Here is a 26,015-nt window from a genome sequence, read left to right as displayed (position 1 = left end):
ATCCCGGAAGGCTCACCGGCTCCGCGCTTTTCCGCGCCGGGTTGAAAGGTCTGGTCAAGCCGTGTGCGTCCGCCCCGACCACCGCGCCACCGTCTCCAGCAGCTTCGTTGGATTGATCGGCTTGCCCAGGTGATCGTCCATGCCGGCCGCCAGGCAGTTGGCGATCTGTTCGGGCAGGACGTTGGCGGTCATGGCCACGATGGGGGTGGCCGCGCCGCGCGCGCCCTCCATGGCCCGGATCTCGCGGGTGGCGGTCAGGCCGTCCATGACCGGCATCTGCACGTCCATCAACACCAGGTCGAAGTGGCCCTGGCGCATGGCCTCGACGCCGGCGACGCCGTCATTGGCGGTCTCCACGTCCACGCCGAACGGCTCCAGCATGGTCTTGATCAGTTCACGGTTGACGGCGTTGTCCTCGACCAGCAACAGGCGCACGCCGCCCTCGCCGTCCAGCAGCGGCGCGGCCTCCTCCTCCGGCGCGGCCAGTTCGGCCAGCGGCCCACGCACCTCGAACCAGAAGGTCGAACCCCGCCCTTCGACGCTGTCGACGCCGATCTGGCCCTCCATGCGCTCGACGATGCGGCGCGAGATGGCCAGGCCCAGGCCCGTGCCCCCGAACCGGCGCGAGACAGCCGCGTCGGCCTGCGAGAAACGGTCGAAGATGTTGTCCAGGTGCTCGGGCGCGATTCCGATGCCGGTGTCGGTCACCGCGCCACGCAACAGCGCCGCGTCGCCCTCGACCTTCTGGCTAAGCGCCACCGTGATCGAGCCGTGGGCCGTGAACTTCACGGCGTTGGACAGGAAATTCAGCAGCACTTGCGACAGGCGCGGCCCGTCCAGGTTCATGGGCCTGAGGCCCTTGCTGGCCTTGACCTTGATGACCAGGCCCTTGGCGACCGCCCTCTCCTCGACAAGCGCCGCGCAGGACGAGGCCATGGCGGCGGGATCGAACGGCGCCGGGTCCAGCTCCAGCCCGCCGGCCTCCAGACGCGAGAAGTCCAGCACGTCGTTGACGACGCTCAGCAGGGTATTGCTGGCGTCGAGGATGTGGCCGACCTGACGCGCGGCGGTCTGGCTCAAACCGCGCGAGCGGCGCAGCACCTCGGCGAAACCGATGATGGCGGTCAGCGGCGTGCGCAGCTCGTGGGTCATGTTGGCCAGGAAATCGGACTTGGCCGCCGACGCCGTCTCGGCCAGCTCCAGCGCCTTGGCGATATCCAACTCCAGCTGCTTGCGCTCGGTGATATCGCGCGAGGTGACCAGCAGGATCCCCGAGCCGTCGCCTAGCAGAGAATAGGCGCTCTCCAGCCAGATCAATGTTCCGTCCTTGCGCGTGCACTCGTAGTCGGCGGTGGCGGGCGGGCCGCCGGGCGTCAGGCCGCGGATCAGCTTCTGGACTCGCGCGAAGTCGGCCTCGCTGACCATGGCCTGGGGCGGCAAGGCCATGAACTCGTCCAGCGTGTAGCCGGTGATCCGCTGGATGCTGGGCGAGCTATAGACGCGCTCGCCCTTCGGCGACCACAGGGCCACATGGTCGGTCAGGTTGTCGCTCAGCAGGCGATAGAGGCGTTCGGCCTCCTCAGCCTCGCCCCGGCGACGGTCGGCCTCCTCGATCGCCTCCTGCTTGGCGTCGAGACTGGCGGAGAGGTCGTCGCGCAACCGTTCCAACCTCTGGCGCTGGCTGGTCAGCCAGTAGGAGAGCGGCGCGGCCACCACCAGCGCTATCAGCAGGGTCGAGACCGGCGTGTAGGCGTTCGGCGTGTTCAACAGGACGATGTTGACCAGATAGTCCGTCGCCATGACCGCGCACACGATGAGAGCCACCGTAGGCGCGGTTCCAAAGATCCGATCTTTCAAGACGCCCAGGTTGATCGCGCGCTCCCGCTGCTGACTGATTCACGTTGGACTTCTCCAGAATAAGGAGAGATTGCGTGGCTTAGCCAGCCGCGGCGACAATTCGTCGCGCGGAAATCCAAATCAAACCCGAGGTTTAGCGCCCAGAAGCCTTGGCCACGTCGTCGAGGTCCTTTTCGAGCGCCAGGCTGGCCTGGACGACGGTCGCCACTGAACGCTTGAAGAAGTCCTGAGGCACGGTCGCGAAATCATCCGTGGGCCTATGATATTCGGGATGGTCCTCGACCCCGAAATAGACCCACGGTACGCCCTTCTCGCCGAAGGCGTAGTGGTCGGACTGAGTGGTCCAGTTGTTTTCCTTGCCGTCGGCGTCGGTGTCGTGACCCAGCTTCAGCGTCACCTTCGCGGTGGCGGCGACCTTGACCAGGATCGGCTTCAGGACCGGGAACGGCGAAGCGCCCGAGACATAAAGCTCGTTCTTGGCGTTCTTGCTCAGCATGTCGAAATTGACATCGAGCGCGATGTTTTCCAGTGGAACCGGCGGGGCGGCGGCGAAGGCCTTGGCGCCGCGCAGGCCGCTCTCCTCGGCGTCGACCACCGCGAAGATCACGTCGTGTTTGGGCCGCTTGGCCTTGAACGCCTCGGCCACGGCCAGCAGACCCGCCACGCCCGAGGCGTTGTCATCGGCGCCATTGTAGATTTCGCCATTGCGGACACCCAGATGATCGTAGTGGGCCGAGACGACCATCGCCTTGCCTGGCCTGGTTCCCTTGATGCGGGCCACCAGGTTGACGCCCCGCAGCTTGGTCCCGTCGCGCTTGGCGAACTCGAAGGGTTGCTCGAACGTGTCGCCGATCGGCGAGAGGCCGATCCGCGCGAAGCGCGACAGGATGTAGCTCCGCGCTTTTTCCGAACCCGGCGTGCCGGGCGCGCGGCCCTGCATGTCGTCGGCCGACAGGATGCGGATATCTTCGATGGCCCTGTCGCCAGGAGCGGCCAGGGCCGGCGCGGCGGCGGAGAGGATCGCGGCGGCGATCAGCGCGGAAAAACGGATCATGTCGCCTACATGCCGTGCGCGAAGTGGCGAATTCAATTAAATCTCGCCCATATCGCCGTGGACCGCCGTGACCAACGCTGTCAGCGTAGGCTCGTTGTTAAGGAATCCCGGCCACATAAGCCCTTCAGAGACCGGAGCCTTCCCAGTGCCCATGTCCCGCGCCGAGCTTGAGGCCCGCCTCACTACGGCCTTCCCCGATTCCGAGATCGTGCTGACCGACTTGGCCGGCGACAACGACCACTGGAAGGCCCGCATCGTCTCGCCGGCCTTCAAGGGGCTGCCGCGCGTGCGCCAGCATCAGCTGGTCAACAAGGCCCTGGCCGACGTGCTGGGCGGGACGCTGCACGCCCTGGCCCTCGAAACCGCAGCGCCAGCGGAATAGGAGAAGCGCGTGCGCTACCGGCCCTTTGGCGCCTCGGGCATGGCGGTCTCGGCGCTCACGCTGCGCCTGGCCGACAGCTCGCGCCTGCGGGCCAGCGAATGGCGCGCCCTGATCTTCACGGCGCTGGAAAACGGCATCAACAGCTTCCAGGTCGAAGGCGACTCGCCGGAGTTGCTGAAGGGCGCGGCCGAGGCCTTCGCCAGTGTCGAGCGGCGGCTGCTGTTCCTGACCTGGCGGGTGCGCGGCGACGCCGCGGCCCTGGACCATCAGGCCGTCGACGGTCTGCTGAAGTCGGCGTTCGACGATCTTTCGCTCGACTATCTCGATCTCGTGCTGATCAACGACCCGCTGACCCCGGCCCTGCCGCCCGCCTTCGAGGCCGGCCTGCGCTCGCTGTACGACAGCCACGCGATCCATGGCCTGGGCATAGCCAGTCGCGGCGACATCGATCCGCATCTGCTGAAGAACGGGATGGTCACGACCATCTCCTCGCCGTTCAACCTGTCGTCCGGCTGGGCCGAGCGCCACCGCATCCGCCACGCCTCGACGCACGACTTCGCGGTGATCGGCGAGGACTTCTGGCCCCAGGCCCTTCGCGAGGGCGGCGAGATGTCCGCTCCGAAACCGTCCCTGTGGCGGCGCCGATCCGATCCTCTGGCGGACATCGGCGGCTATGAGTTCCTGCACGCGACGCAGGGCTGGAGCGGCGAGGACATCTGCCTGGGCTACGCCCTGACCGAGCCGTCGCTGTCGACCGTGCGCATCACCGCTGATACTCGCGCCGACGTCGAGCGTCTGGCGGCCGTGGTCGAGCGCGACTTGCCCAACGGCGTCTGCGCCCAGATCGAGATGGCTCGCTTCTCGGCGCAGGAACGCGAGAAGGCGGCCAATCGTACTTGATAAACAAGGCGCACTTGACCCGGAGCCTGGCGGCGCCTAGCTGAAAGCCTTGCGTTCCAGGACAATCCCGATGACCGACGTCGCCTCCTCCCCCGCCCTCGACTTCATCGCCAAGACCGTGGCCGAAAATCCGGTCGTGGTGTTCATGAAGGGCGTGCCGGACCAGCCGCGCTGCGGCTTCTCGTCGGTCGTGGTCCAGATCCTCGATCACCTGGGTGTCGAGTTCATCGGCGTCGATGTCCTGCAGGACGACGACCTGCGCCAGGGGATCAAGACCTTCACCGACTGGCCGACCATCCCGCAGCTCTATGTAAAGGGCGAGTTCGTCGGCGGCAGCGACATCATCCGCGAGATGTTCCAGTCGGGCGAGTTGAAGACCTTCCTGACCGCGCAGGGCCTCATCGCCGCGTGAGTCGGGTCTTCGTCCCGCCTGCGGACGCCTATTGTCTGACCTTCGAGCCCAAGGCGTCTGACATTGACGCCAACGGCCACGTCAACAACGTGGTCTATCTGGCCTGGGCTCAGGACCTGGCCATCGCCCATTGGGAAGCCTGGACCAGCGAAGAACAGCGCGCGCCCTGGAGCTGGATCGCGCGCCGCCACGAGATCGACTATCGCCGCGAGCTGCTGCCGGGCGAGATCGCCACGGGCTATACCTGGGTCGGCGAACTGAAGGGCCCGCGGTTCGAGCGCTACGTTCGCATCGACGGCCCGGACGGCGAGATGTGCGCCCAGAGCCGCACTGACTGGGTGCTGATCGACATCGCCGCCAAGCGCCCCGCGCGCGTCCTGCCCTGGATGATCGAACGCTTCACGCCGAAGGGGTGAGTCTCAGGCCTGTGGCGTGGCGGAACGATAGATTTTCAGGATCCGGAAGCCGTTGCACTTCGAGCACGTACCCAACGTGTATTTGGTCCCGGCCGCGCCGTATCTGATGCCGCCCACCGAGGTGAGCGATTTCTGGTGGCCACACTTGGTGCACCGGATCTTCCACTCGCGCGACTGGCGGGCGATGTCCTCGGCGAGATTGCCAAACCCCTTGCGGATAAACTCGAACACGCGCGCCCTCCTCAGGGAACCGGATTAGCGATGACGATGCGGTCGGCGTGGGTCAGGCCCAGTTCGTCATAGCTGAACCGAAGCTCCGCCGCGCCCGTCGGCCCCCTGCAGGTCTCCAGCCGCCGCCGCGCGAAGGCCACTACGGCGTGGCCGGCCTTGCGATCGACGCGGAACACGAAATCGGCCTTGGCCGTGCACCCCTTCGAGGCGACGCGGATCGTCAGGACGCGCGGACCGGTCTTCGCCGCCAGCAGCGGCTCCAACTCCGGAAAGATCTCGCCCGGCGCGGCGGCCAGCAGCGCGGGCGTCGTCGCGCAACCGGCCAGCGTCAGGGCTGTTCCGGCGAGCACAAAACCTCTACGCGAAAGAACGACGCTCATCGACCTCTGTACGAACCGCCCGACTTGAGGTGAAGATCGCCCAGCGCTGGCGACCTGACCAGCCCCGAAGCCCGCGGGGCTTCGGTCTTCAGACAGTCGGAGCGCATCTCGCGCTCCAGGGAGCGTATCGTGCGTTTTCGTTCAGCCTTCCTGGCCGCGTCGCTGGCCAGCGCTTTTGCGGCGCCCGCGGCGCATGCCGCTCAGGACTACCGGAAATTTGACGCCGAGATCGATCGGCTGATGGTCGCCGGCAAGATACCCGGCGTCGCCGTGGCCGTGATCGACGGCGGCAAGGTCCGCCATGTGGTCGCCCGGGGCGTGCGCAACGAAAAGGGCGATCCGCTGACGACCGACACCATCATGTACGCGGCCTCGGTCACCAAGGCGGCCTTCGCCTACTATGTCATGATGCTGGTCGATGAGGGAAAGCTGGATCTCGACAAGCCGATCTCGACGTACCTGCCCAGACCCCTACCCGAGTACAAGACCTATGCGGACTTGGCGGGCGACCCGCGCTGGCAGGCGATCACGCCGCGCATGCTAATGACCCATTCGGCGGGCTTTCCGAACTTCCGTTGGCTGAACCCGGACGAGAAGCTGGACATCAAGCTGACGCCGGGAACTCGCTACGCCTATTCCGGCGAAGGCATCAACCTGATGCAGTTCGTCATCGAGCAGGGTCTGGGGCTGAAGGTTGGCGAAGAGATGAACCGCCGGCTGTTTCAGCCGCTGGGCATGACCCGCTCCAGCATGGTCTGGCGCGACGACTTCGCCGGCAACCTAGCTGACGGCCAGCACGAGGACGGCAAGTGGGAGCCCCACGACGACCGCTCCAGCGTCAAGGCGGCCGGCTCGCTGGACACCACAATCTCGGACCTGGGCAAGCTGGCGGCGGCCATGGCCTCGGGCTGGGGGCTCTCGCCGAAAGCGCGGGCCGAATGGCTAAAGCCCAGCCTGCCGATCGTCAGCGCCCACGAATTTCCACCGTTCGCCCTGGAGGAAAATCCCGACAACGCCAAGATCGGGCTGGCGGCGGCAATCGGCGTGGTGACGCACCAGGGCCCCCAGGGCCGCGCCTTCATGAAGGGCGGCCACAACGAGATTACGGACAACATCTTGGTCTGTGTCGAGAAGAACCAGCGCTGCGTCGTGATCCTGACGAACAACGAGGTCGGACAACGGATATTCCCGCCCCTGGTGAAGGCGGCCCTCGGCGAGACGGGCACGCCGTGGGGGTGGGAATATACCCGCGTCCTGCCGGTGGCGCGCTAGATCAGCCCCACGGTCCCGGGTTGCGCCCGGTGTTCGGCCGGATCGCCGGTTCGGACACCGGGACGACCGAACGACGCGCCGCCCCCTGACCGACGCCCAGCCGCATCAAGGCCTCGACGCGGTTGCGGGTCGCCGGGTGGGTCGAGAACAGGTTGTCGGCGCCCTTCCCGTTCAGCGGGTTGATGATGAACATGTGGGCCGTCGCCGGATTGCGCTCGGCCTCGTAGTTTACATAGCCGCCGCGGGCATAGGCCTCGATCTTCTCCAGTGCGCGGGCCAGGGCCGCCGGGTCGCCGCCAATCGACGCGCCGATGCGGTCGGCCTCGTATTCGCGGGCCCGGCTGATGGCCATCTGCACCAGCATGGCGGCGATCGGAGCCAGGATGGCGATGGCGATCGCACCGATCACGCCGCCCGGCCGCTCCTCGTCCCGCGAGCCGCCGAAGAAGAACGCGAAATTGGCCAGGGCCGAGATCGCGCCGGCGATGGTCGCCGTCACGGTCATGGTCAGGGTGTCGCGGTTCTTCACGTGGGCCAGTTCGTGGGCCATCACGCCGCGGATCTCGTCGCGGGTCAGCAGAGACAGCAGACCCGTCGTCGCGGCGACGGCGGCGTGAGCCGGATCGCGGCCGGTGGCGAAGGCGTTGGGCTGATCGCTCTGGATCACCGTCACGCGCGGACGAGGGAGACCGGCCTTGGCGGCCATCTCCACCACGTCGATCACGTAGTTGCGGATCAGCGGCTCCGGATGGCTCTCATCCACCACCTGCGCGCCATAGGTCCGCAGCACGATCTTGTCGGCGTTCCAGTACGAGAAGGCGTTCAGCGCCACGGCGAAGGCCAGGGCGATCAGCATTCCCGTGGGACCGCCGATCAGATAGCCCGCGGCCATGAACAGCGCGGTAAGGCCCGCCAGTAGCAGATAGGTCTTGAAGTGGTTCATTGGTTTATCGGTGTCGTCAGTCGAAGATGTCGAACAGGTCGAAGCGCTTCTTCTTGTGGCCGTGCTGGCCCGGGCGGCGATAGCGATCGTCGTCATCGTCGCGGTAGCGCCCATGGTCGTGCTTGTGGTGATCGTGGTGGTGATCGGGGCGCGTATAGGGACGAGGCTCATTATAGATAGCTTGCGTCTCCTCGCGCTCCAGGGACATCAGCTTTTCAAGCTCGCCCCGGTCCAGCCAGACGCCGCGGCAACGCGGGCACATGTCGAACTCGACGCTGGCGCGCTGCACGGCCTGCATGGCGCCGTCGCAGTTGGGGCACATCAGAAGGGGCATACAGAAACCTCCGGTCCAAGGGATGGAACGGGTGTCCTCGATGACAGGCGGCGCCTTTGGGGGAGGGGCGGTGGCGGCCGGACCCAGACATCGAGAACACCCGATGCGGTCCGACATCACGAGTGCTTGCATCACTCGCCAGAGGGGCCCGGTCCCGCCTTCTAAAGCTGGGATAGCGCCCGGGGCCTTTCAAGAGGCGCGAAGCCCTTAAGGACGCAACAAAAAAGGCCCCGGATCGCTCCGGGGCCTTTTCCGTATCTTTCGGATCCGACGCTTACGAAGCGTAGAATTCGACGACCAGGTTCGGTTCCATCTTCACCGGATACGGAACTTCCGAGAGTTCCGGAGCGCGGACGAAGGTGGCCGACAGGCCCTTGGCGTCGACCGAGACGTACTCGGCGAAGTCGCGCTCGTTCGAGGCGACAGCTTCCAGGACCAGGGCCATGTTGCGCGACTTTTCGCGGACCGCGATCACGTCGCCCGGCTTGCAGCGGTACGACGGGATGTTCACGCGCTTGCCGTTCACGGTCACGTGGCCGTGGTTCACGAACTGGCGGGCGGCGAACACGGTCGGCACGAACTTGGCGCGATAGACGATGGCGTCCAGGCGCGATTCGAGCAGAGCGATCAGGTTCTCCGAGGTGTTGCCCTTGCGGCGGGCGGCTTCCTCGTAGGTGCGCGAGAATTGCTTCTCGGTCAGGTTACCGTAGTAGCCCTTCAGCTTTTGCTTGGCGCGCAGCTGCAGACCGAAGTCAGAAACCTTGCTCTTGCGGCGCTGGCCGTGCTGGCCGGGACCGTACGAGCGTTGGTTGACCGGGGACTTCGGACGGCCCCACAGGTTTTCACCCATGCGGCGGTCGATCTTGTACTTGGCGCTATGGCGCTTCGACATAGTCGTTCTTTCTAACGATCCGGGCCGGCTCCCCCTGAGGAGGTGCGATTGCAACGGCGGCTTCGGGTCAATCCGTCATAAGGTCATCGCGCCGTCCGGCGAGCCGGCAGCGTGAAGGGGTGGCTTATGAGGGAGAGAGGCCGGGGAGTCAATGTTGGCGGTCCAGCCCCAGCATGGCCCGCCGCTCGCGCGCCTGCCGCCGATGCCGCCGCTGGGCCGCTTTCCAGGCCGTCCAGAAGACCCAATAGCCGGCGACCGCCGCGAAAGGTAGCGTAAGGAACAATGGATTGAAGCCGCGGCCGTAGCGCCCCAGCACGTCCCGCGCGCCCAACAGGTCCAGCAGAACCGCGCCCCATCCGCAGACGAAGATGAACGCCATGGACCGCCAAGGGGTCAGTGGATTGATGAGGTCGTCGTCCTGGGAGTCATCCTGGCTCACGGATCGAGCTCCGATCAGGGTCAAAGTCGCGCGGCATGCCGAATACGAACGATGTCACGACATCGTCCCCGGCGTGATAGCGAATGACATAAGGAGGGATAGCAACCAGTTCCCGCAAGGTCGCCGTCGCCAGACGGCCTCGTTCAGGGCGCTCCGCCAGGCTCTCCGCCGCCGCTCGCAGGCGCGCCTGCCGTCCGCTGAGTCGCCAGCGGACTGAGCTGTCCGATATATTCGCGAATGGCCGCCAGATCGGCCAGCGCCCGCCACGTCCAGGCTTACTTGCGCGACTTGGCCGGAACGGGCTTCTCTTCGGGTGTCTCCCAGGTGTCCAGCCAAGCCGACACCTCTGCCCGCTCAACGGTCACGGCAAGATATTCACAATCTTTCCGCGTGAAACGCCACGTGATCGCCAATGAAGGTGGTAATAAAGAAGTAGCTGTGGTCGTAGCCCTCTTGCCGGCGCACCGTGACCTTGCGACCGGCCTTGGCGGCGGCGGCTTCGATCAGCTCCGGCTTCAACTGGCTTTCCAGGAAGCTATCGGCCAGGCCCTGGTCGATCAGGATCTCGTCGAACGCGCTCCCCGCCCCGTCCTCGATCAGGGCGCAGGCGTCGTGCCCCCGCCACAGGGCGCGGTCGGGGCCGAGATAGGCAGTCAGGGCCTTGTCGCCCCACGGGCAGTTCAACGGCGAGACGATCGGCGAGAAGGCGCTGACCGACTTGAAGAGCTCGGAATGCTTCAAGGCGATGGTCAGGGCGCCGTGGCCGCCCATCGAATGACCGAAGATCCCCCGGCGGGCCGTGTCCAGCGGGAAGGCGCCGTCGACGGCCGCCAGCAGGTCGCCGGTGATGTACGAGTGCATCATGAAGTGCGGCGCCCACGGCGCCTGGGTGGCGTCGACATAGAAGCCCGCCCCCTGTCCAAGGTCATAGGCCGGGTCGTCGGCCACGCCGTCGCCACGCGGCGAGGTATCGGGCGCGACGATCGCCACGCCGTGCCTGGCGGCGTGTTCGTAGACGCCGGACTTCACCGTGAAATTGTCCTCGGTGCAGGTCAGACCCGACAGCCAGACGAGATAGGGAAACGGCCCCTCGCCGTCAGGAACCCACACCGTGAACTTCATCGGCGTGCCGGTGCTGGTGGAGGCGTGCTTGCAGTAGCGTAGCGTTCCGCCGTGGACGCGGTGGGTGGAGAGGGTTTCGACGGTCATGATCACTCCTGCCACTCGCCCCCTCCGCGCTTCGCGCTCCTCCCCCCGGAGGGGGAAGAAGGTTCACCTTCCGCCCGCCTTTGGGGGCGGACGACCGCGAAGCGGTCAGGTGGGGGGAGTATCGCCTCTAACTAGAACGTCACCACGGTGCGGATGCTCTCGCCGGCGTGCATAAGGTCGAAGGCCTTGTTGATGTCTTCCAGCGGCAGGACGTGGGTGATCATCGGGTCGATCTGGATCTTGCCGTCCATGTACCAGTCGACGATCTTAGGCGTGTCGGTGCGGCCGCGCGCGCCGCCGAAGGCCGTGCCGCGCCACACCCGGCCGGTGACCAACTGGAAGGGACGGGTGGAGATCTCCTTGCCCGCCTCGGCCACGCCGATGATGATGCTCTCGCCCCAGCCGCGATGGCAGGCCTCCAGCGCCTGGCGCATGACCGTGGTGTTGCCGGTGGCGTCGAAGGTGTAGTCCGCGCCGCCGTCGGTCAGGGCCACCAGGTGCGCGACGAGATCCCCGTCGACGGTCTTGGGATTGACGAAGTGGGTCATGCCGAACTTGCGGCCCCACGCTTCGCGCTCCGGATTGAGATCGACGCCGACGATCATGTTGGCGCCGACCAGCTTCAGGCCCTGGATGACGTTCAGGCCGATGCCGCCCAGGCCGAAGACGATGGCGTTGGCGCCCGGCTCGACCTTGGCGGTGTTGGTCACCGCGCCCACGCCCGTGGTCACCCCGCAGCCGCAGTAGCAGGCGGTCTTGAACGGCGCATCGCGGCGAATCTTGGCCACCGCGATCTCGGGCAGCACCGTATAGTTCGAGAAGGTCGAGCAGCCCATATAGTGGGCGATGGCCTGGCCCTTGTACGAGAAGCGGCTGGTGCCATCGGGCATCAGGCCCTTGCCCTGAGTGGCGCGGATCGCCGTGCAGAGATTGGTCTTGCCGGAAAGGCAGCTTTTGCACTGGCGGCATTCGGGCGTGTAGAGCGGGATCACGTGATCGCCGACCGCCACCGAGGTGACGCCGGGCCCGACCTCGACCACCACGCCCGCGCCCTCGTGGCCCAGGATCGAGGGGAAGATGCCCTCGCTGTCCAGGCCGTCCAGGGTGTAGGCGTCGGTGTGGCAGACGCCGGTCGCCTTGATCTCGACCATCACCTCGCCAAACTTCGGCCCCTCCAGGTCGACCTCGACGATCTCCAGCGGCTTCTTGGCTTCGAAGGCGACGGCGGCGCGGGTTTTCATGGACAGGCTCCCTCGAGATTTGCGTGATCTTGGTACGCCGCGCGGCCCGCGTCGATAATCCCGATCCGCGCAAAACATTGTTGCTCACAAAGAATAATCGGCGCATCCCTGCCGCATGAGCCGCTGGGACGGGATCGACGAATTCGTGGCCACGGCCGAGGCCGAAAGCTTCTCCAAGGCCGCTCTTCGCCTGGGCCTGTCGACCTCCGGCGTCAGCCGCGCGGTGGCGGGACTGGAAGAGCGGCTGCAGACGCGCCTGCTCTATCGCACCACGCGCCGCGTCAGCCTGACCGACCCCGGCCGCGCCTTCCTCGCCCGCTGCCGGCAACTGATCCTCGACCGCGACGAGGCCCTGGCCGCCGTCGGCGAGGAAGACGGCGAGCTGAAGGGCCTGCTGCGCATGACCTGCTCGACGGCCTATGGCGAGAGGTTCGTGACCCCGGCGGTGAACACCTTCATGCTGGCCCACCCCAAACTGTCGATCCTGATCGAGTTGGACGACGCGGTGCGCGACATCGTCAGCGAGGGCTTCGACCTGGCCATACGCTTTGGCCGCCTGACCGACAGCCGGCTGATCGCCAAGCGCCTTGCCTCGCGCACCCGGCGACTCTGCGCCGCGCCCAGCTACCTGGCCCGCGCCGGCGCCCCGCAAGCCATCGCCGACCTCTCGCGCCACGCCTGCGTTCTGGGCGCGGTCGACACCTGGCCGTTGCGCGAGCATGGCCCGGACGGCGAGCGCGAGATCGCCTTCAAGCCGCAAGGGCGCTGGCGCTGCAACAGCGGTCAGTCGGTGCTGGACGCGACGCTGCAAGGCCTGGGGATCTGCCAGTTGCCGAACTTCTATGTCGACGCCCCCATCGCCGACGGCCGGCTGGTCCCTCTGCTGGAGGCCAACCGCCCGGCCGACGAGGGCGTCTGGGCCGTCTATCCGCACCTGCGCCTGCTGCCCGCCAAGGCCCGCCTGCTGGTCGAGCACCTTGAACGCAGCCTGGCCGAGGCCGGCTAGACCTTGACCACCGCCGGCAACCGGAAGCGGCCGTCCAGAAGTTCCGCCTTGGGCAGGTAGGCCCGCAGATACATGGCGAACGGGCCGGACTTGGGCGCGGGCAGCCAGTTGGCGGTCTTGTCGCCGCCCGGGTCGACGCGGCCGATCCAGAGGTCGAGCGTTCCGTCGGCGTTGCGCTTCAGCCCTGGCGTGCGATCGCCGATCGCATAGCGCTTGAGCGGGTTGTCGGTGAAGAAGTACTGGCCGTCGGCCGTGGCCTCGTACATCGACAGCGACCAGAAGCCGTCCAGCGGCAGCTGGGCCGGCAGGCTCAGGCGATAGGGGCCGTCGCCCGTGAAGCTCCCCGCCCCGTCGTCGCCGGCCGCCTTCAAGTACACGGCCTCGGCCACCGGCAGAGCGCCCAGGCCCTGCAGGGCGACGATGGCGCGATAGAGATAGTCCTGGCCGTAGTCGCCGAGGTTGGGCCTCGGATACGACCAGCCGCCGGTGAACACCTGCCGCCCCTTGGCGAAGACGGTGATCATCTTGGCCTCGTCGACGCCGTCGACGGCCGCGGTTTCTCTGAACGGACCCCCGCCCAGGAACGCGCTCGTGCGGCGCAGGATCTTCAGGTCGGTCGGCGGGCCCGGATCGCTGGCCAGCAGGGCCCGCGCGGTCGCGAAGTAGTCGGCCGGTTTGGCGTCGCGGGCCGCGTAGGCGGCGATCGGACCGCCAGCGGCCCCCTTCAGCACGAAGCCGTCCTGGGCGTTGTGGGTGGCGGCCAGATCCTCGCCGCCGTCGGTCAGGATGCGGATCAGCATCCAGGCGTGCGGCGTGGCGATGCGGACGGGGTTCGGCCCCGTCGAGGCCTGGCCCGGCCCGACCAGGGTGAAGGTCCCGCCCTCGCCGCCGATCGTACGCGTCCCCAGCACCACGTTGTTGTTGGTGAACATGTCCATCACCGCCACCGAGTAGTAGCGCTTGCCCATCGGCGGGATGGTCAGGGTCGCGGCCCCCTTGGAAAGATCCAGGAAGGCGGATGAATAGAGGGTGTCGTTGTTGGGCGTCGTGACCCAGCGGGCCGTATGATCCGACAGGGCGCGGGTGTGGCTCAGCCTGTTGATAGCCGCGCCGGGGGTCTTGAGGAGGCGCGCCCGGGTCGTGGCCATCTCGATCAGGGGCAGGGCGTAGAGATAGGCGTCGCGCGCGGCGGTGGCGTCGCCGTCCATCTTTTCCTGGACAGCGGCGCGCGCCAAGCTTGGGGCAAGCCCCAAGGCCCCGGCCAAGGCCAGCAGTTCACGACGGTTCATGCCGCCCTCCCCAACATTTGTTTGAAGGGAGTGAACGCGGGAACGGCGCGGGATGCAAGCGTCGCGCGCCGTCAAATGCTCAGGCCGCGCTGGCGAAACGCGCGGCGTGAACGACACTTTCCAGGGTGATCAGCGTGGCGTCGACGCGGTCGTGCGCATCCGAGCCGACGACCTTCTTGGCGACGGCCGCCGACAGGGCCTCGCGCAGGTGCCCCAGAGCTCGGGGCGGCGCCACGAGGATCACCTGATCCAGGCCATGCTTGGCCATCAGGGCCTCCACGCGCCTGGCCAGATCGGCGAGGAACGCCTTCTCGGCCCGATCGCGCGCGTCGCCCGAATGGGTGATATGGCTGGGCGCGGCGTGATCGTGATGTTCCTTAACATCGGCCAGCCATTCGGGCCGATCGTGCAGCGGTCCATCGATCCGCGTCTGCTCCAGCAGCCGGGCGCGACGTCCGTCGGCGACGACGATGAGGGTTGTTGCATCGGGGGTCATGGAAGCTCCTTGCTTGGCCATGACCACAGCGTGCGCCCGCCGGAGCGCCGCAAGGATGATTAAAGTCAAATTCGCGCCGCGGCCCGATCCTTAAGGAGCCTCGCTCTTGGCGGCCTTGGCGGCCAGCTTGGCCAGAACGCGGCCGCGCCCCTTGCTGAGCGCGGTGATCACGCCGCGGAAGGTGCGCACCTCCTGGTCGGTCAGGCGGGCGCGGGCCAAGGGGACGCGCAGGTTGCGGACCATCGAGGGCCGCTTCTCGGGCGGATGGTAGAAGCCGGCCTTGTCCAGTTCGCCCTCGAGATGTTCGTAGAGGCCCATCAGGGTCGCCTGATCGGCGGGTTCCTCGACGTTCTGCTCGAACTTCTTCCAGGGCCGGTCGTCCTGGGTCATCTTCCATTCGTAGGCGTTGATCGACACCGCCTGGGCCAGGTTCAGGGAGCGGAAGCGCTCGTCGATCGGGATCGAGACGATGGCCTGGCAAAGGGCGATGTCGTGGGTTTCCAGACCCGCGCGCTCGCCGCCGAACAGCAGGCCGACGCCGCGCCCCAGGTCGACCTCCTCGGCCAGGTGGCCGGCGCTTTCACGTGGCGTGTAGACCGGCAGCCGCGTCTCGCGCGGGCGGGCCGTGGTGGCGTAGACCAGCTTCAGGTCGGCGATCGCCGCTTCCAACGTGTCGAACACCTTGGCGTCGTCCAGCGGCCAGCTGGCGCCCGAGGCGCTTGCCCAGGCCCGCTCCTGCGGCCAGCCGTCGCGTGGTCGCACCAGGCGCAGGTCGTAGAGCCCGAAATTGGCCATGACCCGAGCTACCGCGCCGATGTTCTCGGCCAGCTGGGGCTCGTTGAGGATCACGCACGGCGGCGTGACTTTGGGCGGGACGGGCTTGAAGTCTTCGGTCATCCGCACCCTTTGCCGCCGACCGCGCACCGTATGCAAGAGGCAGCGCAGCCGAACCGCCACGGCCGCGTTTAGCGGGGATGTCACGCCGCGCCTTTCTGACCGCCCTCCTCGCCCTGCCCGTGCTGGCCTCTTGCGGCGAGAAGCCGATGCTGGGGCAGGAAGAGCCGGCCATGAAGCCAAAGAACCTCCAGAAGCGCATCGAGGCCATCGCCGCCCGCGCGGCGCCTGCCGTGCTGGGCGTGGCGGTCGAGGATCTCGGCACGCGTCAACTCTGGGCGTTCAACGGCGACCGGCCGTTCCCGCTGGGCAGCGCCGCGCGCATCCCGATCCTAGCGTCGGTGATGGCCGAGACCGAGTCCGGGCGCCTGCCGCCCGGCGAGATCCTGTCCGTCCGCGATGTCGACCTTTCGCCGCCGCCCAGCGCCGTGGCCGACGCCTGGCCGGGACGCCAAACCTGGAGCGTCGCGGAGCTGGAGACCCTGGCCCGGGAAGGCGACAACACCGCGCTCGACCTGCTGACCAGGCGGGTCGGCGGGCCGGGCGGCGTCAACGGATGGCTGGACGTCAAGCGGCTCGAGCACGTCAGCGTCGACCGCTACCGCCGCCAGATCGCCACCGACGCCCGAGGCCTGGCTTCGTTCCGCGCCGACTGGAAGGGCGACGTCGCCTGGCGCAAGGCGGTCGACGCCGTGCCGGCCGACGCGCGCGCTCGCGCGGCCCAGGCTCGCGCGACCGACCCGCGCGACACCGCCACGCCAGTCGGGCTGGTCCGCCTGCTGGAGGCCTTCATCAATCGCGAGCTGTTGTTCAAGCCGGACCCGGCGCGCCTGCTGGGCCGCGATCCTGGCTACCTGGCCGACGCCCTGCCCGACGGCGCCAGCATCATCCAGTCGGCCGGCGCCCCGCGGTCGGACCTCGGCGTGCAGCCCACCAACCACGCCGTGGCCTTCGTCGAACTGAAGGACGGCCGCCGGATCGCCTTCGTCGTCTTCCTGACCGCCTCGACCGCCGACGCCGCCCAGCGCGAGGCGATCATCACCGACGTCGGCCGGGCGGTCTTGAAGGAGTTCTAACGCTTCCAGGCCCGCGCCAGGGCTTCCAGCAACTGCGCAGGATGCAGCGGCTTGGCCAGGTGCAGGTCGGCGCCGGCGGCCTCGGCGGCGGCGATATGGTCCTCCATGGCGTTGGCCGTCAGCATGACCACCAGGATCGGCGGCGCGCCCGAGGCGGCCTCGCGAGCCCGGATCGCGCGCGTGGCCGTCAGTCCGTCCATGACCGGCATCTGCATGTCCATCAGCACCGCGTCGAAGCTGGCCTCGTCCAGCGCCCTTAGCGCCGCCTCGCCGTCCCCGACCATGGTCAGGTCGACACCGAACGGCTCCAGCACGATCTCGACGACCTTACGGTTGGTGGGATGGTCCTCGGCGACCAACACCCGCATGCCCTCGAGCGAGATTTCACGGTCCTCCTCGACGGCGGCCTCGGCTACGGTCGCGCAGCGCTTCAGCGGCAGCAGCACCTCGAAGCGCGCGCCGCGCCCCGGCGAAGCGTCGGCGCTGATGCCGCCGCCCATCATCTCGGCCAGGGCCGCGCAGATCGACAGGCCCAGGCCCGTGCCACCGAACTGGCGGGTGATCGACTGGTCGGCCTGGACGAAGCGCTTGAAGAGGCGATCGCGTACGCCCTCGTCAAAGCCGACCCCCGTGTCGCGCACGACGAAGCGGACCTTGTCATCCACCCGGTCGACCTCAAGCGACACCTCGCCCCGCTCGGTGAATTTCACGGCGTTGGCCAGGAGGTTCGAGAGGATCTGGCTGATCCTCCCAGAGTCGCCCTCATAGGTTCCTTCCGTGTCGGGCGAGACCGACCAGCGGAAGACCAGTTGCTTGGCTTCCGCGGCGGCGGCGTGCAGCTCGGCCATGCCCCGCACCAGCTGGGTCAGGTCGAACGGCCCGGTCGTCAGCTGGAACTCGCCGGCCTCGATCTTGGAAACGTCCAGGATGTCGCCCAGCACCTGCTCCAGCAAGCGCCCCGACGAGGAGACCAAAGCCGCCAGTTCGCGGCGGGCGATCGGGTCTTCCTCGTCGCCCAGGCGGTCGCCGATGGCGATCACGCCGTTCAGCGGCGTGCGCAATTCGTGGGACATGTTGGCCAAGAACACCGATTTGGCCTGGTTGGCCCGCTCCAGCTCGGCGGTGCGCTCGGCCACGCGATCCTCCAGCGAGCGGCGCAGTTCCTCATTGCGCTCCCGCTGGCTGCGGAGCGCTCTGGCCAAGGAGCCGATCTCGTCGGTGCGGGCCTCGATCGGCTGGGCGGCGGCCGGGTCGCCCCGGCGCTGGGCCTCGGCCAGGGCCTCCAGCGGCGCGGCCACCATCTGGTTGGTCAGGCGGTAGAGCAGCAACACCTGCAGGGCTACGCCGAAGAAGCCGAACAGCAGCACCCACGAGGCGGTCTTCAGCGACGACCAGACGATGTCGCCGGGCGGGAAGGTCATCAGGAACCACCAGCCCGGCTCGACGAGTCGGCCATAGGCCACCAGTCGATCCCCCCTGGGCGTGAGGACGGCGCCCACGTCGCGCTTCTGCGCGCGGATCGTGTCCACCAGGTTCTTCAGGTCGTTGTCGGTCTCGAACTTGCGCAGCAGAGCCGCGTCGACCACGCCGTCCCGAGCCAATCCCTGGGCGCCGATCAGTTCGCCATCGTCGGCGACGATCAGGTTACGCCCGCCCGGCAGAGCATCGGCCACGGCGCGCAACAGGTAGCTGTCGAGCGACAGGCTGGTGCCGAACGCGCCCATGAACTGGCCCTTGTAGTAGAAGGGCGTCATGCAGGCCGCGTTCAACCCTCGACCGCTGGGATCTGAGATCAAGCGCCGCAGCTTGGTGCACTTCATCACCCGGTCCGGATTGTTCTCGGGCAGGGTCAGGAGGGTCATCTCCTCCTGGCTGATGTCGAGGCTCGGCGGGGCGTCGCGGCGGTAGTAGAGCAGCTTGTCCGGCCGGTGGGGCCCGAACATCACCATCCGCGTCCTGGGCGTGAAGAAGTAGAAGTTGTCGTAGTGGCGGATCCCCGCCTCACCGGTCGCGGCCACCACGTCCGTGGCGGCGACGAACAGCTGCTGCTCGGGCAGGCTCATAGCGTCGGCGTCGGGCAGGTAGCCGCCTATGCCATAGACGTAGCGGTCGCCGATCCGCGCGCCGTTGAACAGGCCGTCGGCCGAGCGCCGGGTGCCGTCGCCCTTCTCCGGGAACAATCGCTCGAACTGGGCATGGATCTCGGGGGCGTCGCCCACGTCCAGGCGTCGCGTCAGGGCCTCGCTCGCCGCGTCGTGGACCTTGACCAGGTCGGAGAACAGGCGGTCCTCGGTCTTGACCCGCTCGCCGACATACTCGGCCAGGTGGCGCGTCTGGGTGTCGGCGGCGCTCTTGCGCACGAAGACGAAGGCGGCCGCTGTCGCGACGCCCGTCACCGCGATCGACAGAATCGCCACCATGGTCAGGAGCCGCCGCGCCAGCGGCGTCGTCACGCTCGTGACCGCTCCGGAACTCGTGTTCAAAAACAGCTCCCCCAAGCCCGCCGTTACAGACCGTCTCGCGTCCTCGAGAAACGAGGCCACGCCTCACGAAACACGGTCAGGCCCCGCCCTGGGCCGTCGCGCTCGAAACTCCACGCCGAAAAGCTGAACTTGATCACCAGGTCCAACCGACCCGCTTTTCCCCCGCGACGCAACAGTCTATAGCCTCCCGGACCGCGCCGCTTCCTGGCCCTGTGCGCCAGATCGCCACAGGCGCGCCACCGCCAGAGGAACATCCCCGCAATGGCCAAGATCAAAGTCGCCAATCCCGTCGTCGACATGGACGGCGATGAAATGACCCGCATCATCTGGAAGCTCATCAAGGACAAGCTGATCTTCCCGTATCTCGACCTCGAGCTGGACTACTATGACCTGTCGGTCGAGAACCGCGACGCCACCGACGATCAGGTGACCATCGACGCGGCCAACGCGACCAAGAAGCATGGCGTCGCCGTCAAGTGCGCCACCATCACGCCGGACGAGGCCCGCGTGAAGGAATTCAATCTCAAGAAGATGTGGAAGTCGCCGAACGGCACGATCCGCAACATCCTGGGCGGCGTGATCTTCCGTGAACCGATCATCTGCCAGAACGTGCCGCGTCTGGTGCCGGGCTGGACCCAGCCGATCATCGTCGGCCGCCACGCCTTCGGCGATCAGTACAAGGCCACCGACTTCCTGTTCCCGGGCAAGGGCACGCTGACGATCAAGTTCGTCGGCGAAGACGGCGCCACGATCGAGCACGAAGTGTTCAAGGCCCCCTCCTCGGGCGTCGCCATGGGCATGTACAACCTCGACGACTCGATCCGCGACTTCGCCCACGCTTCGTTCGCCTACGGCCTGGGCCGCGGCTATCCGGTGTACCTCTCCACGAAGAACACGATCCTCAAGGCCTATGATGGCCGCTTCAAGGACATCTTCCAGGAAATCTACGACGCCGAATACGCTGAGGCCTTCAAGGCCAAGGGCATCCACTACGAACACCGCCTGATCGACGACATGGTCGCCTCGGCGCTGAAGTGGTCGGGCGGCTACGTCTGGGCCTGCAAGAACTACGACGGCGACGTGCAGTCGGACATCGTCGCCCAGGGCTTCGGCTCGCTGGGCCTGATGACCTCGGTGCTGATGACGCCGGACGGCAAGACGGTGGAAGCCGAAGCCGCCCACGGCACCGTCACCCGCCACTATCGCCAGCACCAGAAGGGCGAGAGCACCTCGACCAACTCGATCGCCTCGATCTTCGCCTGGACGCGTGGCCTGGCCCACCGCGCCAAGCTGGACAACAATCAGGACCTGGCCAACTTCGCCCTGACCCTGGAAAAGGTCTGCGTCGACACCGTCGAAAGCGGCTTCATGACCAAGGATCTGGCGCTGCTGGTCGGCGACAAGCAAGGCTGGCTGACCACCGAAGGCTTCCTCGACAAGATCGACGAGAACCTGAAGAAGGCCATGGCCTAGGCCTTTCGGGCTCCGGCCTGAACGACAACGCCCCGGAGGACAGCCTCCGGGGCGTTTTTCGTCTCCCGCTGTCCGCTCCGCCCGCCCCTCTTCCATCGTCCGCGCCTCTCACGCGAGCGGCCTTGCGGAGAACGGCGATAGCTGGGATATCCGGCGTTAACCTTTCGGAGGCGGCATGACCCTGCAGAAGCGGATCTGGGACCTGATCGTTCTAGCGATCTTCGTCTTCGCCGCCGCCTTCGCCACCGCGCCTTGGTTCGCCTTCCGCGCCCTGAAGGCCGCCGCCCAGTACGAGGACGTGCAGGCGATCGGTGAATTGGTCGACTTCCCCGCCGTGCGTCGCAGCCTGACCGGCCAGCTGGTGGCCGACGCGCCGGTCGCCCAGCCGGAAACCCCGTCGATCTGGCGCGACCCGCTCAGCGCCTTCAAGAAGGCCATCGAACCCCTCGCCCCGCCGGAGCCCAAGGTCGACCGCTACCTGACCGTGGCCGGCGTCTCGGCCCTGACCCGCGGCTACGCCCCGGGCAAGGCCCCGCCCGCCATGTCCCGCGACACCTCGCTGGGCGGCCAGGTCAAGGACACCCTCAAGGGGCCCTATCCCAGTATCGCGTACTGGGACCCCAACCGTGTGCGCATCGCGGTCAAGCGGCCGGACGGTAGCGGCAGGGTCACGATCTTCACCTTCGAGCGCAGGGCGTTGTTCACCTGGAAGCTGGTGCACATCCGCCTGCCCGGCGACGAGCGCCAGGGCTGATCCGCCTCTCGTGACGCACCTCGTCCTCGACGTTCTGTCCCGGGTCTGGCCGTTCTTCCTGCTGGTCGGCGCGGGCGTGGCCCTCGTCCGGCTGCGCCTGCTGGACGGGCGGATGACCCAAGGTCTGTCGGCCTATGTCTATTGGGTCGGCTTTCCCGCCCTGCTGATTCACTCGCTGTCGCGCCTGGGTCGGCCCAGCCATGACCTGATCCTGGGCCTGGTCGCCTATGCCTGTATCGGCCTTCTGCTGATGGCCGCGACCGTGGCGGCGGGCCGTACGCTGGGCTGGAACCGGGCCGAGCGCGCCGGGGCTGGCATGGCGTCCGGGGTCGGCAACAGCGCCTTCCTGGCCCTCCCCGTCACCGCCTCGGTCCTCGGGGCCGAAGCCGCACGGCTGGCCGCGGGGGTGGTGGCCATCGACTTCGCGGTGCTGGCGACCGCCGGCGTGGGCCTGCTCGGCTGGGCGGCCGGTCGGTCGGTCTGGCGCTCGACCGTGCAGGCGTTCCACAATCCGGTCGTGGTCGCGGCCCTGGGCGGCGTCGCCCTGGCCCTGCTGGACATCGCCCTGCCGGAGCCGCTGGACCGCGCGGTCGGCATGGCCGCCTTCTCAGGCAGCCCCGTCGGTCTGGTGGCGCTGGGCGCGGCCCTAGGTCTGAGCGAGGCCGATAACGAAGCCGCTCCCGCGACCGCGCCGGTGGTCCTGGCCACGCTCGTCAAGCTGGCCGCCTTCCCGCTGCTGGTCTGGCTGGCCGTCGGCCTGACCCCCGCCCCGCCCCTCTTCCGCGCCGGCGCGACCCTGCTGGCGGCCGCGCCGACGGCGGTCAATGTCTTCATCCAGACCCGAGCGTACGGCGTCTGGCCGCGCGGCGCGGCGCGGATCGTGGCCCTGACCACGGCGCTCTCGGCGATCACCCTGTCCGTTGTGGCGCTGCTGCTGACGGCCCGCGTCAGCTAGGACGCGTCGGTCCCTCTGGAGGGGCAGACTAGACCTTGGGCGCAAGCAGGTTCGAGGCGGGGCCGCCGCCGACCTTGGCCTGATCGCCGGCCTTCCAGCCGGCGGGGCAGTCACCGAGCCGGCGATAGCGACGAGCCTGAACGACCGTGCCGATGTCGGTCTGGAGCGGCTGCAGGGCGAAGCGGACGGTGAAGTCGCTGGCCCGGTCACCCTGGGTCGAGACGTAGAGGCCGTAGCGCTGTCCGTTGGCCTCGCAGCGTCCAGCATAATCGGTCGGCGTGTCGGTCGCGGGCTTGCCATAGGGCTTGCACGGCTGGCCGGCTATGCTGGGCTCGGCGCGCGAGAAGGCGGCGAAGATCTCCGGATTGGCGCAGACCTCGACCGCGCCGGTCTGGCCGCCAGAGTCCTCGACGATCTCGACACGCCAGAAGGACGGCGGCGGGATGGCGGTAGAGGGGGCCGGCGCCTGATCGCAGGCGGTCAGAGCGGCCAACAGCGCCAATCCGATCCCGTTTCGCATCTCGCCCCCATGAGACTACAGAAGTAAATCAACGCGGAAGCGGGCGCGCCGTCAAGCGTCGGCATGAAAAAGGGGACGCCTCGCGGCGTCCCCATCGTCATTCGAACCGTCAGGTCGATCAGCCCGCCAGGATCGCCTTCACGGCGGCCAGGCCTTCGTTGGCCTTGCTGTCGTCCGGCGCGCCGCCCTGGGCGAAGTCGGCCTTGCCGCCCGCGCCCTGGCCGCCCATGGCGATCACGGCGGCCTTGGCGAGGTCAGCGGCGCTGAACTTGCCGGTCAGGTCGGCGGTGACGGCCACGGTGACGGCCGCCTTGCCGTCCGACGTGCCGACCAGGGCCACGACCCCCGAAGTCAGTTGCTTCTTGAACTCCTCGGCCACGCCGCGCAGCTCCTTGCCGCCGACGCCGTCCAGGACGCGGGCGATCAGGGCCGTGCCGTTGACATCTTCAGGACCCGCCGCGGCTCCGCCGCCGCCGCCCAGGGCCAGCTGCTTCTTGGCCTCGGCCAGTTCCTTCTCGAGACGCTTGCGGTCGGCGATCAGGGCGTCGACACGAGCGCCCACTTCGGCGACCGGGGTCTTGAACTGGTCGGCCAGCGACTTGGCCACGCCCGCCTGATCCAGCAGGAAGCGGCGGGCCGCCTCGCCGGTCAGGGCCTCGATGCGACGCACGCCAGCGGCGACGCCCTGCTCCGAGACGATCTTGAACAGGGCGATGTCGCCGGTGCGGGCCACGTGAGTGCCGCCGCACAGCTCGACCGAATAGGCTTTGGCCTCATCGCTCAGCGACTTGCCGAGCGTGAGCACGCGGACGCTGTCGCCATACTTCTCGCCGAACAGCGCCACGGCGCCGGCCTCGATGGCTTCCTGCGGCGCCATTTCCTTGGTCTCGGCCGGGACGTTCTGGCGGATGACCGCGTTGACCTCGGCCTCGATCTTGTCCAGCTCCTCGGCCGTCAGCGGGCCGCCGTGGCTGAAGTCGAAGCGCATGCGCTCGCCATCGACCATCTGGCCCTTCTGGGCGACGTGCGGACCCAGCACGTGGTGCAGGGCGGCGTGCACCAGGTGTGCGGCCGAGTGGTTGGAACGGGTGGTGTGGCGGCGCTCGGCGTCGACCGAGGCCACGACCTGGTCTCCGACCTTCAGGTCGCCCGAAAGCTCGACGCGGTGAACGAACAGGTCGCCGGCCTGCTTCTGGGTGTCGATCACGCGGTTCTCGCGGCCGTTGGCCTCGAGCACGCCGGTGTCGCCGGCCTGGCCGCCGCTTTCGGCGTAGAAGCTGGTGCGGTCCAGCAGCACCTCGACGGTCGTCCCGCCCGTGGCGCCTTGGACTTCCACACCATCGACGACGATCGCCTTGACCACGCCCGTGGTCTCGGTGGTCTCATAGCCGACGAAGTCGGTGGCGCCGGCCTTTTCCTTGATCGCGAACCACGCGGCCGCGGCGCCTTGCTGGCCCGATCCGGCCCAGTTGGCGCGCGCCATGTCGCGCTGTTTCTGCATCGCCGCGTCGAAGGCGTCGGTGTCGACGGTCAGGCCCTTGGCGCGCACGGCGTCCTGGGTCAGGTCCAGCGGGAAGCCGTAGGTGTCGTAGAGCTTGAAGGCGGTCTCGCCGTCCAGCACGCCGCCGGCGGTCAGGTTGGCGGTCGCCTCGTCCAGCAGGCCCATGCCGCGGCCCAGGGTGACGCGGAAGCGCTCTTCCTCCTGCCGCAAGGTCTCGACGATCGAGGCCTCGGCGCGGCGCAGCTCCGGATAGGCCTGCCCCATCTCGGCCACCAGGGTCGGGGCCAGGCGGTGCATCAGGGGTTCCTGCGCGCCCAGCAGATAGGCGTGGCGCATGGCGCGGCGCATGATCCGACGCAGGACGTAGCCGCGACCTTCGTTCGACGGAGTGACGCCGTCGGCCAGCAGGAACGAGGACGAGCGCAGGTGGTCGGCGATGACGCGGTGCGACGGGGCCTGATCGCCCTCGGCCTTGACGCCGGTCAGCTCGACGCTGGCGGCGATCAGGGCCTTGAACAGGTCGACATCATAGTTGTTGTGCACGCCCTGCAGGACGGCCGCGACGCGCTCCAGGCCCATGCCGGTGTCGATCGAGGGCTTGGGCAGCGGGACGCGCTCGCCGCCGGCCATCTGCTCGAACTGCATGAAGACGAGGTTCCAGATCTCGATGAAGCGATCGCCGTCCTCGTCGGGGCTGCCCGGAGGGCCGCCCGGGATACCTTCGCCGTGGTCGAAGAAGATTTCCGAGCACGGACCGCAGGGGCCGGTGTCGCCCATGGACCAGAAGTTGTCGCTGGTCGGGATGCGGATGATGCGATCGTCGCCCAGACCGGCGATCTTCTTCCAGAGGTCGGCCGCCTCGTCGTCGGTGTGGTAGACCGTGACCAGCAGCTTTTCCTTCGGCAGGGCGAAGTCGCGGGTCAGCAGGGTCCAGGCATGGTGGATCGCCTGTTCCTTAAAGTAGTCGCCGAACGAGAAGTTGCCCAACATCTCGAAGAAGGTGTGGTGGCGGGCGGTGTAGCCGACATTGTCCAAGTCGTTGTGCTTGCCGCCGGCGCGGACGCACTTCTGCGAGCTGGCCGCGCGCGGATATGCGGGCGTCTCGGCCCCCGTGAACACGTTCTTGAACGGCACCATGCCGGCGTTGACGAACAGCAGCGTCGGATCGTTCTGCGGCACCAGCGGCGCGGACGGGACGACGGCGTGATCGGCCTTGCCGAAATAGTCGAGGAAGGTGCTGCGGATCTCGTTCAGGCTGGGCATGAGCGTCTCAAGTCTGGGCGTCCGGCGAGCGGCCGGGAGTCGCGCGCTGCATAGCGCGGTTTTTGGCGAAGGGGAAACCGATCCACAGATGGGGACCCTAGACCGGGCGGAAAAGGACGGGTTGAGAGGCTGGAGACGCCCCCCGCGCCATCTGGAGCGACCGAGGGGGTGATGCGGCATGCGTCCATCTCGCCCGCTCTGGCCCTTTGGGCGACCTCCCCCGTATCGCAGGGATGATCTTCGTCCGCTGAACGAAAAAGGCCGCCTGGCATGGGGTCCAGGCGGCCTGCGATCGCGGCCCTCGCGGCGGTCCGGCCGCGGGCGTGTTGAAGGCGGGGACGCC

General features: G+C 67.8%; 26 protein-coding genes and 1 pseudogene. 10 read left to right on the top strand and 17 right to left on the bottom strand.

What is annotated here, in order from left to right:
• Positions 1 to 54 precede the first annotated feature (54 nt).
• Both EIK80_RS07325 and EIK80_RS07320 read right to left on the bottom strand, forming a co-directional pair.
• Complete coding sequence (locus EIK80_RS07325; protein WP_233586505.1) at positions 55 to 1,872, bottom strand: ATP-binding protein; 1,818 nt, start codon at positions 1,870 to 1,872, stop codon at positions 55 to 57.
• Between the two features lie 118 nt (positions 1,873 to 1,990).
• Positions 1,991 to 2,911 carry a M20/M25/M40 family metallo-hydrolase gene (locus EIK80_RS07320; RefSeq protein WP_125156301.1) on the bottom strand — a complete coding sequence of 307 codons (921 nt, stop codon included), beginning with the start codon at positions 2,909 to 2,911 and terminating at the stop codon, positions 1,991 to 1,993.
• A gap of 145 nt (positions 2,912 to 3,056) precedes the next feature.
• On the opposite strand from EIK80_RS07320, the gene EIK80_RS07315 reads away from it, so the two are divergent.
• From EIK80_RS07315 to EIK80_RS07300, 4 genes are all read left to right on the top strand, one after another.
• Positions 3,057 to 3,293, top strand: a complete 237-nt coding sequence (locus tag EIK80_RS07315; RefSeq protein ID WP_125156300.1) for a BolA/IbaG family iron-sulfur metabolism protein — start codon at positions 3,057 to 3,059, stop codon at positions 3,291 to 3,293.
• Between the two features lie 9 nt (positions 3,294 to 3,302).
• On the top strand, positions 3,303 to 4,193 hold the full coding sequence (locus EIK80_RS07310) for a hypothetical protein (protein WP_125156299.1): 891 nt from the start codon (positions 3,303 to 3,305) through the stop codon (positions 4,191 to 4,193).
• A gap of 70 nt (positions 4,194 to 4,263) precedes the next feature.
• A complete protein-coding gene (gene grxD / locus EIK80_RS07305; protein ID WP_125156298.1) occupies positions 4,264 to 4,605 on the top strand; it encodes a Grx4 family monothiol glutaredoxin in 342 nt (113 codons plus the stop codon).
• Entirely contained in the window at positions 4,602 to 5,021 is a 420-nt protein-coding gene (locus tag EIK80_RS07300; RefSeq protein WP_125156297.1) for a thioesterase family protein, read from the top strand. Before grxD ends, EIK80_RS07300 begins: the two co-directional genes overlap by 4 nt.
• Before the next feature lie 3 nt (positions 5,022 to 5,024).
• Here the strand turns inward: EIK80_RS07300 and EIK80_RS07295 are convergent, their stop codons facing one another.
• Positions 5,025 to 5,252 carry a hypothetical protein gene (locus tag EIK80_RS07295; RefSeq protein WP_125156296.1) on the bottom strand — a complete coding sequence of 76 codons (228 nt, stop codon included), beginning with the start codon at positions 5,250 to 5,252 and terminating at the stop codon, positions 5,025 to 5,027.
• Positions 5,253 to 5,263: 11 nt separating this feature from the next.
• Positions 5,264 to 5,602, bottom strand: coding sequence for a hypothetical protein (locus EIK80_RS07290; protein ID WP_233586470.1), 339 nt, complete (start codon positions 5,600 to 5,602; stop codon positions 5,264 to 5,266).
• Positions 5,603 to 5,761: 159 nt separating this feature from the next.
• On the opposite strand from EIK80_RS07290, the gene EIK80_RS07285 reads away from it, so the two are divergent.
• Positions 5,762 to 6,904 carry a serine hydrolase gene (locus EIK80_RS07285; RefSeq protein WP_125156294.1) on the top strand — a complete coding sequence of 381 codons (1,143 nt, stop codon included), beginning with the start codon at positions 5,762 to 5,764 and terminating at the stop codon, positions 6,902 to 6,904.
• Position 6,905: 1 nt separating this feature from the next.
• Here EIK80_RS07285 and htpX read toward each other — a convergent pair whose 3' ends face one another.
• The 7 genes and pseudogenes from htpX to EIK80_RS07250 form a co-directional block, all read right to left on the bottom strand.
• Positions 6,906 to 7,847 carry a zinc metalloprotease HtpX gene (gene htpX / locus EIK80_RS07280; RefSeq protein WP_125156293.1) on the bottom strand — a complete coding sequence of 314 codons (942 nt, stop codon included), beginning with the start codon at positions 7,845 to 7,847 and terminating at the stop codon, positions 6,906 to 6,908.
• Positions 7,848 to 7,863: 16 nt separating this feature from the next.
• Positions 7,864 to 8,181, bottom strand: coding sequence for a zf-TFIIB domain-containing protein (locus EIK80_RS07275; protein WP_125156292.1), 318 nt, complete (start codon positions 8,179 to 8,181; stop codon positions 7,864 to 7,866).
• 274 nt (positions 8,182 to 8,455) lie between these two features.
• Entirely contained in the window at positions 8,456 to 9,073 is a 618-nt protein-coding gene (rpsD, locus tag EIK80_RS07270; RefSeq protein ID WP_125156291.1) for a 30S ribosomal protein S4, read from the bottom strand.
• A 148-nt stretch (positions 9,074 to 9,221) separates the two neighbouring features.
• The gene (locus tag EIK80_RS07265; RefSeq protein WP_125156290.1) at positions 9,222 to 9,512 is read right to left on the bottom strand and encodes a hypothetical protein; all 291 of its coding nucleotides are present in this window, start codon (positions 9,510 to 9,512) and stop codon (positions 9,222 to 9,224) included.
• 20 nt (positions 9,513 to 9,532) lie between these two features.
• A pseudogene (locus EIK80_RS07260) lies at positions 9,533 to 9,836 on the bottom strand (type II toxin-antitoxin system RelE/ParE family toxin).
• A gap of 51 nt (positions 9,837 to 9,887) precedes the next feature.
• Positions 9,888 to 10,721 carry an S-formylglutathione hydrolase gene (fghA, locus tag EIK80_RS07255; RefSeq protein WP_125156289.1) on the bottom strand — a complete coding sequence of 278 codons (834 nt, stop codon included), beginning with the start codon at positions 10,719 to 10,721 and terminating at the stop codon, positions 9,888 to 9,890.
• Between the two features lie 131 nt (positions 10,722 to 10,852).
• Positions 10,853 to 11,962 (bottom strand): S-(hydroxymethyl)glutathione dehydrogenase/class III alcohol dehydrogenase, encoded by a 1,110-nt coding sequence (locus tag EIK80_RS07250; protein WP_125156288.1) that lies wholly within the window; start codon positions 11,960 to 11,962, stop codon positions 10,853 to 10,855.
• Between the two features lie 115 nt (positions 11,963 to 12,077).
• Here EIK80_RS07250 and EIK80_RS07245 point away from each other — a divergent pair, with 115 nt between their 5' ends.
• The gene (locus EIK80_RS07245) at positions 12,078 to 12,968 is read left to right on the top strand and encodes a LysR family transcriptional regulator (RefSeq protein ID WP_125156287.1); all 891 of its coding nucleotides are present in this window, start codon (positions 12,078 to 12,080) and stop codon (positions 12,966 to 12,968) included.
• Here the strand turns inward: EIK80_RS07245 and EIK80_RS07240 are convergent.
• The 3 genes from EIK80_RS07240 to EIK80_RS07230 all read right to left on the bottom strand — a co-directional run bounded on the left by EIK80_RS07240 (position 12,965) and on the right by EIK80_RS07230 (position 15,650).
• Positions 12,965 to 14,257, bottom strand: a complete 1,293-nt coding sequence (locus EIK80_RS07240; protein ID WP_125156286.1) for a DUF1254 domain-containing protein — start codon at positions 14,255 to 14,257, stop codon at positions 12,965 to 12,967. The two genes, EIK80_RS07245 and EIK80_RS07240, sit on opposite strands and share 4 nt — an antisense overlap.
• Positions 14,258 to 14,336: 79 nt before the next feature.
• Positions 14,337 to 14,753 carry a host attachment protein gene (locus EIK80_RS07235; RefSeq protein WP_125156285.1) on the bottom strand — a complete coding sequence of 139 codons (417 nt, stop codon included), beginning with the start codon at positions 14,751 to 14,753 and terminating at the stop codon, positions 14,337 to 14,339.
• Positions 14,754 to 14,843: 90 nt separating this feature from the next.
• Entirely contained in the window at positions 14,844 to 15,650 is an 807-nt protein-coding gene (locus EIK80_RS07230) for an RNA methyltransferase (protein ID WP_199743410.1), read from the bottom strand.
• A 77-nt stretch (positions 15,651 to 15,727) separates the two neighbouring features.
• Between EIK80_RS07230 and EIK80_RS07225 the strand changes: the two genes are divergently transcribed.
• Positions 15,728 to 16,723: a serine hydrolase gene (locus EIK80_RS07225; protein ID WP_125156284.1), complete on the top strand. Its 996-nt coding sequence runs from the start codon at positions 15,728 to 15,730 to the stop codon at positions 16,721 to 16,723.
• On the opposite strand, the gene EIK80_RS07220 is transcribed toward EIK80_RS07225, so the two are convergent.
• Positions 16,720 to 19,143: an ATP-binding protein gene (locus tag EIK80_RS07220; protein WP_125156643.1), complete on the bottom strand. Its 2,424-nt coding sequence runs from the start codon at positions 19,141 to 19,143 to the stop codon at positions 16,720 to 16,722. The two genes, EIK80_RS07225 and EIK80_RS07220, sit on opposite strands and share 4 nt — an antisense overlap.
• Positions 19,144 to 19,467: 324 nt before the next feature.
• On the opposite strand from EIK80_RS07220, the gene EIK80_RS07215 reads away from it, so the two are divergent.
• From EIK80_RS07215 to EIK80_RS07205, 3 genes are all read left to right on the top strand, one after another.
• Positions 19,468 to 20,679 carry an NADP-dependent isocitrate dehydrogenase gene (locus EIK80_RS07215; RefSeq protein ID WP_125156283.1) on the top strand — a complete coding sequence of 404 codons (1,212 nt, stop codon included), beginning with the start codon at positions 19,468 to 19,470 and terminating at the stop codon, positions 20,677 to 20,679.
• A 175-nt stretch (positions 20,680 to 20,854) separates the two neighbouring features.
• Positions 20,855 to 21,433, top strand: a complete 579-nt coding sequence (locus EIK80_RS07210; protein WP_125156282.1) for a DUF2939 domain-containing protein — start codon at positions 20,855 to 20,857, stop codon at positions 21,431 to 21,433.
• Between the two features lie 10 nt (positions 21,434 to 21,443).
• Positions 21,444 to 22,388, top strand: coding sequence for an AEC family transporter (locus EIK80_RS07205; RefSeq protein WP_125156281.1), 945 nt, complete (start codon positions 21,444 to 21,446; stop codon positions 22,386 to 22,388).
• 28 nt (positions 22,389 to 22,416) lie between these two features.
• On the opposite strand, the gene EIK80_RS07200 is transcribed toward EIK80_RS07205, so the two are convergent.
• The gene (locus EIK80_RS07200) at positions 22,417 to 22,881 is read right to left on the bottom strand and encodes a hypothetical protein (RefSeq protein WP_125156280.1); all 465 of its coding nucleotides are present in this window, start codon (positions 22,879 to 22,881) and stop codon (positions 22,417 to 22,419) included.
• Positions 22,882 to 23,026: 145 nt separating this feature from the next.
• Positions 23,027 to 25,672 (bottom strand): alanine--tRNA ligase, encoded by a 2,646-nt coding sequence (gene alaS, locus EIK80_RS07195; protein WP_125156279.1) that lies wholly within the window; start codon positions 25,670 to 25,672, stop codon positions 23,027 to 23,029.
• Positions 25,673 to 26,015: the final 343 nt, after the last annotated feature.

Source organism: Caulobacter sp. 602-1, assembly GCF_003931565.1.
Taxonomy (GTDB): domain Bacteria; phylum Pseudomonadota; class Alphaproteobacteria; order Caulobacterales; family Caulobacteraceae; genus Caulobacter.
This window is presented reverse-complemented; position numbering and strand designations above follow the sequence as displayed.

Coding starts and splice junctions, on each gene's coding strand:
- EIK80_RS07320 (WP_125156301.1), bottom strand. CDS start 2,911: ATGATCCGTTTTTCCGCGCTGATCGCCGCCGCGATCCTCTCCGCCGCC.
- grxD (WP_125156298.1), top strand. CDS start 4,264: ATGACCGACGTCGCCTCCTCCCCCGCCCTCGACTTCATCGCCAAGACC.
- htpX (WP_125156293.1), bottom strand. CDS start 7,847: ATGAACCACTTCAAGACCTATCTGCTACTGGCGGGCCTTACCGCGCTG.
- EIK80_RS07275 (WP_125156292.1), bottom strand. CDS start 8,181: ATGCCCCTTCTGATGTGCCCCAACTGCGACGGCGCCATGCAGGCCGTG.
- rpsD (WP_125156291.1), bottom strand. CDS start 9,073: ATGTCGAAGCGCCATAGCGCCAAGTACAAGATCGACCGCCGCATGGGT.
- fghA (WP_125156289.1), bottom strand. CDS start 10,721: ATGACCGTCGAAACCCTCTCCACCCACCGCGTCCACGGCGGAACGCTA.
- EIK80_RS07250 (WP_125156288.1), bottom strand. CDS start 11,962: ATGAAAACCCGCGCCGCCGTCGCCTTCGAAGCCAAGAAGCCGCTGGAG.
- EIK80_RS07245 (WP_125156287.1), top strand. CDS start 12,078: ATGAGCCGCTGGGACGGGATCGACGAATTCGTGGCCACGGCCGAGGCC.
- EIK80_RS07240 (WP_125156286.1), bottom strand. CDS start 14,257: ATGAACCGTCGTGAACTGCTGGCCTTGGCCGGGGCCTTGGGGCTTGCC.
- EIK80_RS07235 (WP_125156285.1), bottom strand. CDS start 14,753: ATGACCCCCGATGCAACAACCCTCATCGTCGTCGCCGACGGACGTCGC.
- EIK80_RS07230 (WP_199743410.1), bottom strand. CDS start 15,650: ATGACCGAAGACTTCAAGCCCGTCCCGCCCAAAGTCACGCCGCCGTGC.
- EIK80_RS07225 (WP_125156284.1), top strand. CDS start 15,728: ATGTCACGCCGCGCCTTTCTGACCGCCCTCCTCGCCCTGCCCGTGCTG.
- EIK80_RS07220 (WP_125156643.1), bottom strand. CDS start 19,143: ATGGTGGCGATTCTGTCGATCGCGGTGACGGGCGTCGCGACAGCGGCC.
- EIK80_RS07215 (WP_125156283.1), top strand. CDS start 19,468: ATGGCCAAGATCAAAGTCGCCAATCCCGTCGTCGACATGGACGGCGAT.
- EIK80_RS07210 (WP_125156282.1), top strand. CDS start 20,855: ATGACCCTGCAGAAGCGGATCTGGGACCTGATCGTTCTAGCGATCTTC.
- alaS (WP_125156279.1), bottom strand. CDS start 25,672: ATGCCCAGCCTGAACGAGATCCGCAGCACCTTCCTCGACTATTTCGGC.